Raw genomic sequence first — 12816 nt, forward strand, 5'->3', positions numbered from 1 at the left:
GATTCAACTACGGAGCAACGCCGTTCATGTCATTCCCTCTCGAGCCGGACGGCCCCCTTTCGCGCGACGTCGCGCCGCCGCAATTCGGCGTGGACGGCGAGCAGGACGAACGCGACTGGCCGCTGATGACGCACGACGAGGTGGCGGCCGTGCTGGCGCGGATCGACGGCGCGGGCGAGCCGGTGCGGCTGACGTGGCACAGCCCGCGGCAGTTCGCGGCGGCCGTGCTGGTGCGGATGGCGGACGGGCGCGGGTTGTTCGTCAAGCGTCATCACGCGAGCCTACGCGATGTCGCCGGGCTCGAGGAAGAGCATCGCTTCATCGCGCATCTGCGCGAACGCGGGATGCCGGTGGTGGACGTGCTGGCCGATCGCAACGGTGCGACCGCGTTTGCATCCGGCGAATGGACGTACGAGGTGCACGTGCTCGCACCCGGCGTCGACCCGTATCGCGGCGTGATGTCGTGGCAGCCGTTCATGCATCCTTCGCATGCGCATGCGGCCGGCCGCGCGCTGGCCGAACTGCATCGCGCGTCGGCCGGCTACGATGCGCCGGCGCGGCCCGTGCGCACGCTGCTGTCGAGCTTTCGCGTGCTGTCGTCCACCGATCTGGCGGGCGCGCTCGAACGCTGGGTCGACGCGCAGCCGCTGCTCGTGCGCGCGCTCGGCGCGCGCGACTGGCGTGGCGACGTGGCCGACGCGATCGGCCCGTATCACGCGCGCCTCGTGCCGTTGCTGCCGGCGTTGCCGCCGCTGTGGACGCACGGCGACTGGCATGCGTCGAACCTGTTGTGGACCGATGCGGGGCCCGGTGCGCAGGTGCGCACCGTGCTCGATTTCGGCTTGTCGGACCGCACCTGCGCAGTGATGGACCTCGCGCTCGCGATCGAGCGCAATACGGTCGACTGGATGGCGCCGGCCGATGCGCGGCGCGTCGAATACGCGCAGATCGACGCGCTGCTCGACGGCTACGAATCGATCGCACCGCTGAGCGACGACGCGTATGCGGCGCTGGTCGCGCTGCTGCCGATCGTACATACGGAGTTCGCGCTGTCGGAAGTCGCGTATTTCGGCTGCATCATCGATGCGCCGGCGATCGTCGACGTCGCGTACGACGGCTACCTGATCGGGCACGCGCGCTGGTTCGGCGAACGCGACGGGCGGCAACTGCTCGACTGGCTCGTGCAGCGGCGGCGGGCGAAGCAAGGGGCCGTTTGATTCGCGAGAATACGCTGATAGCTTCCCTGGTTCGGCGATTGACATATCGCTCGAATCGAACGTCGAAGTCTCGTCCGGATAGATTCGATGGATCGTCGCAAGTGAGCGTTGGAGGTGCGCCGTTCAATGCAAGCGCGGTGGCGATAAATGAGCCAACTTCATGTCAATGGCCCGTACAGCAGTTGTCGACGCAGCCGGGACTCACTTGAACGATGACCTCATGGGTTTCCGACGTTGATTCCGTTGTGCGATTGGCTGGATAAATTTGCGTTTTTATCTGAAGCGGGGCGTTTATCAGGCCATCGTCTATGACGACTTTCGCCGTCACGGAAGCACGTTTCGTTGCAAGTCGTTCGGGCTCGTCCTCATTTTTTGAAGCGCTGCCAATTACGTCGATCCATTTTTGAATTGGATGCTTGGAATTCATTGTTGAGATCCATTGTCCAATTCGTATTTGCTCGGATTCGGATATCTCGTGACTGTTGGGAGGAAAAGCCACGAAAAATTGTTGTGATGGCAGGTTTTGTGATCCCTGACATTCTGCTGCAGCATTTGTGGAGAAAAGAAGCGAGGCGGCGATAGGCGCGATTAATGCCGTGATAAAAATTCTCATGCAGTCTCGCTGTATAGGTTTTCAAGGGCGTCGCACGACCCGGAGTCGTAAAAACAGCATGATTCCGTTCGTGTTGCCGGAACCTTGAACATTCATATTTTCGAGCGAAGACGTCTATAGAATTCGTTCGAAATTTCGGAATGAAAAAATTGTTCCGATTTTGATGTGACCGATTTGAATGATCGAAGGCGCTGCGACGAGTCCGATGAAATGTGACGACATCATCGGATCGCACGCGAACGCCTAGACGTCGCGTACAGACGATTGTCCGGGCAGATATGCATGCCGGTTCGGCGGTACAACGCGCCCCACATGACGGAAATGTCATCTTCACCTCATGTTCGCACTGCGGCCGGTCCGTAGCATCGGTCGCAAACCGTTACCGCAGAACCGAACATGCTCAAGCTCAATCTCGCCGTGGCCGTCGTCTTCGCGATGGCCGCGACGGCTTATGCGCAGCCGTCGCCGTCCCCGATTGCCGCCGGCAGCGCGGCGCCGATCGGCGCATCGCCATCCGACGCACTTCCTGCCTCGTCATTGACGCTTCCCGATGCGCTCGCGGTCGCGTCCCGTAACAATCCGGCGCTGCGCGGCGCGCGTGCGGATGTCGATGCGTCGGCCGGCGCACTGATGCAGGCTGGCGTGCGTCCGAACCCGGAAATCTCGTTCCTGCAGGAGGGCTTCCGCCGCGCCGAGCGCACGTCGACCGTGCTGCTCAACCAGACGATCGAGCTGGGAGGCAAGCGCAGCGCGCGGCTCGATGTCGCGTCGTACGGACGGCAATCCGCCGATGCGTCGTTCGACGAGCAGGGCGCCGCCGTGCGCGCCGACGTGATCGCCGCGTTCTACGGATTGCTCGCCGCGCAGCGGCAGCTTCAGGTGACCGAGGAATCGGCGGCGATCGCCGCGCGCTCCGCGGATCTCGCGGGGCGCCGCGCGCAGGCCGGCAAGGTGTCGCCGGTCGAGGCGACCAAGGCACAGGTGGCGGCGGCCGGCGTGCAGATCGAAGTGGTGACCGCGCGCGGCCGTGTCGAGGTCGCGCGCGAAAAGCTGAACGCGGTGATGGGCGAAGCGCGCAACGACCGGCTCGCGGTGCGCGGCGACCTGGAAACTGTGCCGCCGGTCAAGCCGCTGTCCGCATTGACCGCGCAGCTCGCCGACGCGCCGCTTGCGCGGATCGCGCGCGCCGAGATGCTGCGCTCGAACGCGGCCGTGTCGCTGGAACGCGCGCGGCGCATTCCGGATGTGACGGTCAGCGCGGGCATGAAGCGCGTGACCACGGGCGGCGTGCCCGACAACCAGGCCGTGGTCGGCGTGTCGATCCCGATTCCGCTGTTCAACACCAACAAGGGCGCGCTGCTCGAGGCGACGCACAAGGCCGAGCGCGCGAACGCCGATCTCGATCGCGAACGCACGCGCCTGCGGCTGGAGCTCACGCAGGCGTACGCGAATTTCGAGGCCGCCGAACAGGAAGCGCAGCGGCTGAAGTCCGACATCCTGCCGGCCGCGCGCCTTGCGCTCGATGCGATGTCGCGCGGCTACGAACTCGGGAAGTTCGGTTTCCTCGACGTGCTCGACGCCCAGCGCACGCTGTTCCAGGGGCAGTCGCAATACGTGCGTGCGCTCGCCGACGCGCACGCGGCCCGCGCCGATATCGGCCGGCTCGTCGGCACGCCGCTCGCGGCCGCCGCGCGATAAGCGCCCCTCTTACCTGAAGGATCATCATGTCACGCAGCAGAATCTTCGTTATTGCGGCGGCCGTGCTCGGCGGCGCAGGGATCGTGATCGGCGCGCTCGCCGTCACGCGGGGCGGCAGCGGCGCATCGGCGCCGGCGTCCGCCGAGGCCGCGCAGCCGGCCGAGGGCGCCGGCGCGCGCGGCGGTGTCGTGCTGAAGCGCGGCACGCTGGCCGTCGAGATCGTGATGACGGAAAAGCCCGGCGACGCGCGGCTCGTCGTCTATCCGTTCGTCGACGGCAAGCCTGCGACCAAGGACGTGACCGTGTCCGGCACGCTGGTGCGGTACGACCGCACGCACGAACCGTTGCGGTTCGACGCGGCCGGCCAGAAGTTCGTGTCCGCGCAATCGATCGCGAAGCCGCACGTGTTCGACGCGACGATCGACGTGAAAGCCGGCAACGACGCCGCGTCGTTCCCGTTCGCGCGCGCCGACGGCGCGATCGCGCTGACCGACGCGCAACTGGCGACGTCGAAGATCGCGCTCGCGAAGGCCGGCCCCGCACAGATCGCGACGCCGTTCCAGCTTCCCGGCGAAATCAAGTTCAACGAGGATCGCACCGCGCACGTGGTGCCGCGCGTGGCCGGCATCGTCGAGCAGGTGTCGGTGTCGCTCGGGCAGAACGTCGCGAAGGGGCAGGTGCTCGCCGTGATCGCGAGCACCGATCTCGCCGACCGCCGCAGCGAGCTGCTGACGGCCGAGCGCCGGCTGTCGGGGGCGCGCGCGACCTACGAACGGGAACGCACGTTGTGGAAGGAACGCATCTCGGCGGAGCAGGATTACCAGCAGGCGCAGGTGCAGTTGCGCGAGGCCGAGATCGCGGTGCAGAACGCGCGGCAGAAGCTCGCCGCGCTGAACGCGCCGGTCGGCGGGGGCGCGCTGAACCGTTACGAGCTGCGCGCGCCGTTCGCGGGCACGATCGTCGAGAAGCATGCGACGCCGGGCGAGGCGATTGCCGCCGACGCGAGCCTGTTCGTGATCTCCGACCTGTCGACCGTATGGGCCGAGATGGCGGTGCCGGCGCAGCGGCTCAACGACGTGCGCGTCGGCCGCGATGCAACGGTGATCGCGACCGCGTTCGAATCGCGCTCGAGCGGCCCGATCGCGTACGTGGGGTCGCTGCTCGGCGAGCAGACGCGCACCGCGCCGGCGCGCGTCGTGCTGCCGAACCCGGACCGCGTGTGGCGCCCGGGGATGTTCGTGAACGTGTCGGTCGACGCGGGTAGGCAGGGCGTGCCGCTCGCGGTCGCGAGCGACGCGCTGCAGGACGTCGACGGCGCGCCGTCGGTGTTCGTGCGCTCGGCGAAGGGATTCGTCGCACAGGCCGTCGAAACGGGGCGGCGCGACGAACGCGCGACCGAAGTGCTGAAGGGGCTCAAGGCCGGGCAGGAATACGCGGCGTCGAACAGCTTCGTACTGAAGGCCGAACTCGGCAAGGGGAGCGCGGAACATGAATGAGCAGGAATACGCATACGCCGTGGCGCGACTGGCGGCCCGCTATGCGGCTCGCTTTCCGATCCGCCGCGTGACGGGCCGCGCGGCCCGCCCGGTGCGGGCGACCGTTCCCCGTTTCAAGGAATCCCGTCATGTTTGAGCGCCTGATCCGCTTTGCGATTGCACATCGCTGGCTCGTGATGCTGGCGATCGCGGCCGTGGCCGCGCTGGGCGTGTTCAGCTACCAGAAGCTGCCGATCGACGCGGTGCCCGACATCACGAACGTGCAGGTGCAGATCAACACGTCCGCACCCGGCTATTCGCCGCTCGAGGCCGAGCAGCGCATCACCTATCCGGTCGAGACCGTGATGGCTGGGCTGCCGGGGCTCGAACAGACGCGCTCGATCTCGCGCTATGGGCTGTCGCAGGTCACCGTGATCTTCAAGGACGGCACCGATATCTACTTCGCGCGGCAACTCGTCAACGAGCGCATCCAGGAGGCGAAGGACAAGCTGCCGGCCGGCATCGCGCCCGCGATGGGGCCGACGTCGACCGGCCTCGGCGAGATCTACCTGTGGACCGTCGAGGCCGATGCCAGCGCGCGCAAGCCCGACGGCACCCGCTACACCGCGGCCGACCTGCGCGAGCTGCAGGACTGGGTCGTGCGGCCGCAGTTGCGCAACGTGCGCGGCGTGACCGAGGTCAATTCGATCGGCGGCTACGTGAAGGAATACCGCGTCGCGCCGAATCCGGCGAAGCTGATGTCGTACGGGCTGACGCTCGCCGACGTCGTGCGCGCGCTGGAACGCAACAACGACAACGTCGGCGCCGGCTACATCGAAAAGCGCGGCGAGCAGTATCTCGTGCGCGTGCCGGGCCAGGCGCGCACCGTCGACGACATCGCGAACATCGTGCTGACCAACGTCGGCGGCGTGCCGGTGCGGATGAAGGACGTCGGCGTGGTCGACATCGGCCGCGAATTGCGCACGGGCGCCGCGACGTCGAACGGCGAGGAAGTCGTGCTCGGCACGGTGTTCATGCTGATGGGCGAGAACAGCCGGACGGTGTCGCAGGCCGTCGCCGCGAAGATGGAGGACGTGAACCGCACGCTGCCGGCCGGCGTGAAGGCGATTCCGGTATACGACCGCACGGTGCTCGTCGAGAAGGCCGTCGCGACGGTGAAGAAGAACCTGCTCGAAGGCGCGATTCTCGTGATTGCGGTGCTGTTCCTGTTCCTCGGCAACATCCGCGCGGCGCTGATCACCGCGCTCGTGATCCCGCTGTCGATGCTGATGACCTTCACCGGCATGGTCAACGCGAAGGTGAGCGCGAACCTGATGAGCCTCGGCGCGCTCGACTTCGGGATCATCGTCGACGGCGCGGTGGTGATCGTCGAGAACTGCGTGCGGCGGCTCGCGCATGCGCAGGCGGCGGCCGGGCGGCCGCTCACGCGCGACGAACGCTTCGCGGAAGTGATCGGCGCATCGCAGGAGGCGCGCCGCGCGCTGATCTTCGGGCAACTGATCATCATGGTCGTGTACCTGCCGATCTTTGCGCTGACCGGCGTCGAAGGCAAGATGTTCCACCCGATGGCGATTACCGTCGTGATGGCGCTCGCCGCCGCGATGGTGCTGACCGTCACGTTCATTCCGGCGGCCGTCGCGCTGTTCATCGGCGAGCGCGTCGAGGAGAAGGAGAATCGGCTGATGGGCTGGGCGCGGCGAGCGTACGAACCGGTGCTTGCCGTGTTCATGACGCGTCCGGCGCGCGTGATGATCGGTGCGGGCGCGATCGTGCTGGTCACGCTCGGGCTCGCCACGCGGCTCGGCAGCGAGTTCATCCCGAGCCTCAACGAAGGCGATCTGGCCGTTTCCGCGCTGCGGATTCCCGGTACGAGCCTGTCGCAGTCGGTCGAGATGCAGAAGTCGATCGAGAAGACGCTGAAGGCGCGCTTCCCCGAGATCGAGCGCGTGTTCGCACGCACCGGCACGGCCGAGATCGCGGCCGACCCGATGCCGCCGAACCTGTCGGACGGTTACATCATGCTGAAGCCGGCCGACACGTGGCCCGACCCGAAGAAGCCGCGCGACCAGCTCGTGCGCGAGATCGAGGCAGCGCTTGCCGAACTGCCTGGCAATGCGTACGAATTCTCGCAGCCGATCCAGCTGCGCTTCAACGAACTGATCTCGGGCGTGCGCAGCGACGTCGCCGTGAAGATCTTCGGCGACGACATGGCCGTGCTGACCCAGACCGGCGAGCAGATCGCGGCGGCCTTGCAGAAGGTGCCGGGCGCGTCGGAGGTGAAGGTCGAGCAGACCACGGGCCTGCCGGTGCTGACCGTCAACCTCGACCGCGACAAGCTCGCGCGCTACGGCGTGAGCGTCGCCGACCTGCAGGACTCGGTGGCCGCGGCCGTCGGCGGCCAGAAGGCCGGCACGCTGTTCCAGGGCGACCGCCGCTTCGACATCGTCGTGCGGCTGCCCGACGAACTGCGCTCCGATATCGAGGCGATCAAGCGGCTGCCGATCGCGCTGCCCGCGCCGGCCGCCGGCGCGAGTACGCCGCTCGCGGCGGCGCCGTACGTGCCGCTCGCGGAGCTCGCGACCATCGACGTGGCGCCGGGCCCGAACCAGATCAGCCGCGAGGACGGGAAGCGGCGGGTGGTCGTCAGCGCGAACGTGCGCGGCCGCGACGTCGGCTCGTTCGTCGCCGATGCGCGCGAGCAGTTGCAGCAGGACGTGCGCGTGCCGGCCGGTTACTGGGTGTCGTGGGGCGGGCAATTCGAGCAGCTGCAAAGCGCGAGCGAGCGCCTGAAGCTCGTCGTGCCGCTCGCGCTGTTCATGGTGTTCGTGCTGCTGTTCGTGATGTTCAACAACGTGAAGGACGGGCTGCTGGTGTTCACCGGCATTCCGTTCGCGCTGAGCGGCGGTGTCGTGTCGCTGTGGCTGCGCGGGATTCCGCTGTCGATCACGGCGGCGGTCGGCTTCATCGCGTTGTCGGGCGTGGCCGTGCTCAACGGACTCGTGATGATCTCGTTCATCCGCAACCTGCGCGATGAAGGGATGCCGCTCGATGCCGCCGTGCGCGAAGGCGCGCTCACGCGGCTGCGGCCGGTGCTGATGACCGCGCTGGTCGCGTCGCTCGGCTTCCTGCCGATGGCGTTCGCGACCGGCACCGGCGCCGAGGTGCAGCGCCCACTTGCAACGGTCGTGATCGGGGGTATCCTGTCGTCCACGGCGCTGACGCTGCTGGTGCTGCCGGTGCTGTACCGCGTCAGCCATGCGGTGTCGTGGCGCGCGGCGTTGCGTGGCGGCTTCGGTGCGGGCGTGCTGCGCCGGCTGGGTTTCTTCAAGGGAAAAGCGTAATGCGAATTCTGATCGTCGAAGATGAACCGAAGACGGGCGCGTATCTGCGCAAGGGCCTGACCGAGGCCGGCTACGTCGTCGACTGGGTCGAGGACGGCATCACGGGCCAGCACCAGGCCGAGACCGAGGAGTACGACCTGCTGGTGCTCGACGTGATGCTGCCCGGTCAGGACGGCTGGACGCTGCTGCAGAACCTGCGGCGCAGCAAGTCGACGCCCGTGCTGTTCCTCACCGCGCGCGACGACGTCGGCGATCGCGTGAAGGGGCTCGAGCTCGGCGCGGACGACTATCTCGCGAAGCCGTTCGACTTCGTCGAGCTGACCGCACGCATCAAGTCGATCCTGCGGCGCGGCCAGCCGCGCGATTCGAACACGCTGCGCGTGGCCGACCTCGAACTCGACCTGACGCGCCGCAAGGCCACGCGGCAGGGCGACACGATCCTGCTGACCGCGAAGGAATTCGCGCTGCTCTGGCTGCTGATGCGCCGCGAAGGCGAGATCCTGCCGCGCGCGACGATCGCGTCGCAAGTGTGGGACATGAACTTCAACAGCGACACGAACGTCGTCGATTCGGCGATCCGCCGGCTGCGCTCGAAGATCGACGACGCATACGACCCGAAGCTGATCCACACGGTGCGCGGGATGGGCTACGTGCTCGAAGCGCGCGGCGGCGCGGCCGCATGATCGCGCGCTTGCTGCCGCGCACGCTGCGTGGACGCCTGACCGCGCTGATCATCCTGTCGACGTCGGTGATTCTCGTATCGAGCGGTATTGCGCTCTCCGAAGCGCTGCGTAGCCGGGTCGACTCGTCGGCGTCGGAACGGGTGGCGGGCGTCGTCGACGCGTTGCGCTCGCACCTGGGCGCCGTGCAAACCACGGGTGACGTCATCCGGACCCGGGACGTGTGGGTCGACCAGCTTCATGGGCATCCGAACATGGAGCTCGCCATCTTCGATGCGCAGGGCAACCGGCTCGTCGGCACACCCGGATTCCAGTCGTATGCCCCGCTGCTGTCGATGAGCGTGAACCGCCGGCGTGTCGACGTCGCGCCGCCCCATTCGAAGCTCCGCTATGCCGTCGCGATCGTGCCGCTGGCGGGTCCGAATGCGCCGACGGTGCGTGTCGCGCTTCAATACGATCGAAGCCGGGACATCATTCTGCTGCACGCACACGCCTACACGATCGTCGTGATCGAGGTGCTCGGCGTGGCGCTTGCGGCTGCGCTCGCCTACGGCATTACGGCGCTCGGATTGAGACCGCTGCGGCGCTTCGCGGCGCGGGCCGAGGAGATGTCGACGAGTCGCCTGGCCCAGCCGTTGCCGGCGCTCGATACGTCCGGCGAGCTGAAGGAATTGGAGCATGCGTTCAACGGCATGCTCGCGCGCCTCAACGAATCGTTCACGCGGCTGAGTCAGTTCTCGTCGAATCTCGCGCACGACATGCGCACGCCGCTCACGAATCTGCAGGCGGCCGCCCAGGTCGTGCTGTCGCAGCCGCGCAGCGCGGATGAATACCGGAGCGTGATCGAGTCGAGCATTGACGAATACCAGCGGCTGTCCCGGATGATCGAGGACATGCTGTTTCTCGCGCGCTCGGAGCAGGCCGGCACGTCAATCGGCGTGCGGCGCCTGAACGCGGCGGAGGAGGCCGGGCGGGTCGCCGGCTACTACGAACCGCTCGCGGAGGATGCGGGCGTGACGGTGAAGGTCGACGGCCACGCGTGGGTGGATGCGGATCTGACGCTGTATCAGCGCGCGTTGAGCAACCTGCTGTCCAATGCGCTGACCTATGCGCCGCGCGGCAGCATCGTGACGATCGACTGTATCGAGCAGGGCGGCACGACGACGATCGCCGTGTCGGATACCGGGCGCGGCATCGCGGCGGAGCATGTCGGGCGGATCTTCGAGCGCTTCTATCGCGTCGATCCGTCGCGGCACAATTCCGCGTCGGGCACCGGGCTCGGTCTCGCGATCGTGCGGTCGATCATGGACAATCACGGTGGCGAATGCGGCGTCGACAGCGATCCCGGCCGGCGCACGACGTTCTGGCTGCGCTTTCCGCGACGGCAGGCCGAGCCGAACCGCCCGGCCGCCGTCAGCCCCTGACATCGCGGGCGCCATGCCCGCGATCGTGTCGCCAGGCGTCATTGCTTCGCGTTCAGGTTGTCGTGGTTGTCGGTCTGTGGCTTCTGCTCGCCGCCATGCACCGAAATCCCGTGAAGCTCCTTGTTGCGCGCAACGATCTCGCCGGTCGGCGGGTACTGCGTCTTGCTCGTCGGCACGACGCCGTCGTGTTGCGCCTGCTTCAGTTCGTTGACGACTTGCGAGCGGGACTTGCCCTGCGGTTGCGATTCCGCGAACGCGGCCTGCGTGGCGATGCCGAGCGACAGCGTGGCGGTGACGAACAGTGCTGCGAGTTTTGCCGTTTTCATCGAGTGCTCTCCTTGATCAGGGCCGCCGGGTGGCGAACCGTGAATCCAGTATGCGAAAGCAGCCGTGCGTCTTCGTGATCGCGCGATGAAAAATGCGTCAGATTGCATCATCCGGCGGTGCGCCGCTCGGCCCCGATCGATATGACGCAATCGTCATGTTCGCGTCATGCGCGCGATGAGCGGGAAGCGGAACATGAAGTCAGCCGAGGGATGACGTAGCCGCCGGCATTCGCGCCGTTCGCGAGAGCAGCATCGAAAGCGGGCGGTCCTGTTCAGACTTTCATTCCGGACCGAAACGTGCATCGTCCCGCCATTCGTCTAATCTTGATCGCAGTCCTGATCGTCCCGTGGTTCGCCGGCTGCGTATCGACGCGTTCCGACGCCACGGCGACCGCGCCCGCTGCGGCGCGCCAGCCGGTGCCGGCCGGCCTGATGCCGGGCGAGAAGATCGACTATGCCGGGCATCGCTGCGGCAACCCGAACCTGTATGTCAAGACGCATACCTGCCTGTTCCCGCGCCGCAATCCCGCGCCATGATCGTCGGGCAGGCGAAAAAAAGCCCGGCACTCGACGAGTACCGGGCCTAACGCGTGATCGTGCCGTACGGCAGCGACCCCGCTGCGTGGATGGGAACGGGCATAAACCCGCTACCGTTCCAATCGTAGCGACGCGACGCATCGCGAACCTGATCGGAACATGACATTTTCGTCACGCGGCGCGCATGCAGGATCGTCGCGATCAGAACTGGTGGCGCAGCCCGAGATTGACGATGCCCTGCGTGCGCGTGCCGCCGTAGCCATAGGAGCCGATCGACGCCTGCGCCGTCTGCGTGCCGCCGTCGAGCGTGCGTTGTTCCCCGTTTGCGCGCTGCCATGCGCCGACCGCATAGAGATCGGTGCGCTTCGACAGCACGTAGTCGGCGCCCGCGGACACCTGATGGTAGGTCGCGCTCGTATCGCCGCGGGCGCGCGTGTAGCTGTAACCGATGCCGACCAGCAGGCTGGCCGTTGCCTGATAGTTGAGGAACCCGCGCCCGGTGTCGTACTTCTGCGTGCTGCGAAACGCCGACATCGCATCGGCCTTGTACAGCGCATTGCTGTAGTCGATGCCGACCGCGAACGGCGCGAAGTTGTAGCGCAATGCGCCGCGCGCGATGCCGATCGATTTCGCGGAGATGTAGCCCCCGTTGACCAGCGATCCGTCGAACGTGCCGTCCGACGTGCCGTTCCAGCCGGTCCGCACGCCGTTGGCGAGCGACGAACGGTTGGCCGCGTAGTAGTAGCCGCCCGCGACATCGACCGGACCGTTGCTGTACGACAGGCCGGCCGACCAGGTTTGCCCGGCGCCGCTCTTGCCGGCCACACCGCCGAGGGCATACATGCCGACGAACTGGAGGCCGTCGATCATGGGCGACGTGTACTTCACCGTGTTGTCGGTTCGCGACGACGTGTCGTAGTTGTCGACGTCGCCGGGTGTCGCGTAGACGCTGCCGAAATAGAAATCGCCGGTGACCGGCCACGCGACGTCGGCGAGTGCGTCGTACTGGCGGCCGAGCGTCAGCGTGCCCCAGTGCTTGCTTTCGAGGCCGACGAACGCTTGCCGCCCGAACATCCGGTCGCCTTGTCCGAGGGCGCCGGTGTTCGGGTTGAAGCCGTTTTCCAGTGTGAAGATCGCCTTCAGCCCGCCGCCGAGGTCCTCCGCGCCCTTCACGCCGAAGCGGCTGCCGAGCAGATTGCCGTTGCCGAGGCCGACGAGATTCCTGCCTTCCGCATTGGCGTTCCATACATACGTCAGCGACGTATCGAGCAGGCCGTAGAGCGTGACCTCCGTTGCATGTGCCGCGTGAGCGATCGTCAGCAGCGCCCCCGACATCATGACAAGCCGAACAGGAGTTTTCATGGTGTGTCCCTGAAGTTCAAGATGATCGTTCCGCGCATCGTTCGATTTCGGCGCCGGGCCTTGTGCGGCCGGGCCGGAATATCACGATCGCGCTGGCGATTCTGGAAAGCGTTCGGATCGTG

Annotated in this window: 11 protein-coding genes; 8 read left to right on the forward strand and 3 right to left on the reverse strand. The window is 66.8% G+C overall.

Features of this window, described 5'->3' with window-relative positions:
• Positions 1-26 precede the first annotated feature (26 nt).
• Positions 27-1217 carry a phosphotransferase gene (locus HWW87_RS01805; RefSeq protein ID WP_175819002.1) on the forward strand — a complete coding sequence of 397 codons (1191 nt, stop codon included), beginning with the start codon at positions 27-29 and terminating at the stop codon, positions 1215-1217.
• A gap of 163 nt (positions 1218-1380) precedes the next feature.
• On the opposite strand, the gene HWW87_RS01810 is transcribed toward HWW87_RS01805, so the two are convergent.
• Positions 1381-1830: an OmpA family protein gene (locus HWW87_RS01810; RefSeq protein WP_175819003.1), complete on the reverse strand. Its 450-nt coding sequence runs from the start codon at positions 1828-1830 to the stop codon at positions 1381-1383.
• A 396-nt stretch (positions 1831-2226) separates the two neighbouring features.
• Between HWW87_RS01810 and HWW87_RS01815 the strand changes: the two genes are divergently transcribed.
• Genes HWW87_RS01815 through HWW87_RS01840 form a run of 6 tightly spaced genes read left to right on the forward strand, consistent with a single transcriptional unit; the run spans position 2227 to position 10469 of the window.
• A complete protein-coding gene (locus HWW87_RS01815) occupies positions 2227-3528 on the forward strand; it encodes a TolC family protein (RefSeq protein ID WP_175819004.1) in 1302 nt (433 codons plus the stop codon).
• A gap of 26 nt (positions 3529-3554) precedes the next feature.
• Complete coding sequence (locus HWW87_RS01820; protein WP_175819005.1) at positions 3555-5024, forward strand: efflux RND transporter periplasmic adaptor subunit; 1470 nt, start codon at positions 3555-3557, stop codon at positions 5022-5024.
• Positions 5017-5160 carry a hypothetical protein gene (locus HWW87_RS01825; protein ID WP_175819006.1) on the forward strand — a complete coding sequence of 48 codons (144 nt, stop codon included), beginning with the start codon at positions 5017-5019 and terminating at the stop codon, positions 5158-5160. The genes HWW87_RS01820 and HWW87_RS01825 overlap by 8 nt, the downstream gene beginning before the upstream one ends.
• Complete coding sequence (locus HWW87_RS01830) at positions 5153-8365, forward strand: CusA/CzcA family heavy metal efflux RND transporter (protein WP_175819007.1); 3213 nt, start codon at positions 5153-5155, stop codon at positions 8363-8365. Before HWW87_RS01825 ends, HWW87_RS01830 begins: the two co-directional genes overlap by 8 nt.
• Entirely contained in the window at positions 8365-9048 is a 684-nt protein-coding gene (irlR, locus tag HWW87_RS01835) for a heavy metal response regulator transcription factor IrlR (protein ID WP_021157388.1), read from the forward strand. The genes HWW87_RS01830 and irlR overlap by 1 nt, the downstream gene beginning before the upstream one ends.
• A complete protein-coding gene (locus HWW87_RS01840) occupies positions 9045-10469 on the forward strand; it encodes a heavy metal sensor histidine kinase (RefSeq protein WP_175819008.1) in 1425 nt (474 codons plus the stop codon). Before irlR ends, HWW87_RS01840 begins: the two co-directional genes overlap by 4 nt.
• A 38-nt stretch (positions 10470-10507) precedes the next feature.
• Here the strand turns inward: HWW87_RS01840 and HWW87_RS01845 are convergent, their stop codons facing one another.
• Positions 10508-10795: a DUF4148 domain-containing protein gene (locus tag HWW87_RS01845; RefSeq protein WP_175819009.1), complete on the reverse strand. Its 288-nt coding sequence runs from the start codon at positions 10793-10795 to the stop codon at positions 10508-10510.
• Positions 10796-11119: 324 nt separating this feature from the next.
• On the opposite strand from HWW87_RS01845, the gene HWW87_RS01850 reads away from it, so the two are divergent.
• Positions 11120-11332 (forward strand): hypothetical protein, encoded by a 213-nt coding sequence (locus HWW87_RS01850; RefSeq protein ID WP_175819010.1) that lies wholly within the window; start codon positions 11120-11122, stop codon positions 11330-11332.
• Between the two features lie 201 nt (positions 11333-11533).
• On the opposite strand, the gene HWW87_RS01855 is transcribed toward HWW87_RS01850, so the two are convergent.
• Positions 11534-12694, reverse strand: a complete 1161-nt coding sequence (locus HWW87_RS01855) for a porin (RefSeq protein ID WP_175819011.1) — start codon at positions 12692-12694, stop codon at positions 11534-11536.
• Positions 12695-12816 lie beyond the last annotated feature (122 nt).

Origin of the sequence: Burkholderia sp. BCC0419 (genome assembly GCF_902830285.1) — a bacterium.
Lineage (GTDB): Bacteria > Pseudomonadota > Gammaproteobacteria > Burkholderiales > Burkholderiaceae > Burkholderia.

Coding starts and splice junctions, on each gene's coding strand:
- HWW87_RS01805 (WP_175819002.1), top strand. CDS start 27: ATGTCATTCCCTCTCGAGCCGGACGGCCCCCTTTCGCGCGACGTCGCG.
- HWW87_RS01810 (WP_175819003.1), bottom strand. CDS start 1,830: ATGAGAATTTTTATCACGGCATTAATCGCGCCTATCGCCGCCTCGCTT.
- HWW87_RS01815 (WP_175819004.1), top strand. CDS start 2,227: ATGCTCAAGCTCAATCTCGCCGTGGCCGTCGTCTTCGCGATGGCCGCG.
- HWW87_RS01820 (WP_175819005.1), top strand. CDS start 3,555: ATGTCACGCAGCAGAATCTTCGTTATTGCGGCGGCCGTGCTCGGCGGC.
- HWW87_RS01825 (WP_175819006.1), top strand. CDS start 5,017: ATGAATGAGCAGGAATACGCATACGCCGTGGCGCGACTGGCGGCCCGC.
- HWW87_RS01830 (WP_175819007.1), top strand. CDS start 5,153: ATGTTTGAGCGCCTGATCCGCTTTGCGATTGCACATCGCTGGCTCGTG.
- irlR (WP_021157388.1), top strand. CDS start 8,365: ATGCGAATTCTGATCGTCGAAGATGAACCGAAGACGGGCGCGTATCTG.
- HWW87_RS01840 (WP_175819008.1), top strand. CDS start 9,045: ATGATCGCGCGCTTGCTGCCGCGCACGCTGCGTGGACGCCTGACCGCG.
- HWW87_RS01845 (WP_175819009.1), bottom strand. CDS start 10,795: ATGAAAACGGCAAAACTCGCAGCACTGTTCGTCACCGCCACGCTGTCG.
- HWW87_RS01855 (WP_175819011.1), bottom strand. CDS start 12,694: ATGAAAACTCCTGTTCGGCTTGTCATGATGTCGGGGGCGCTGCTGACG.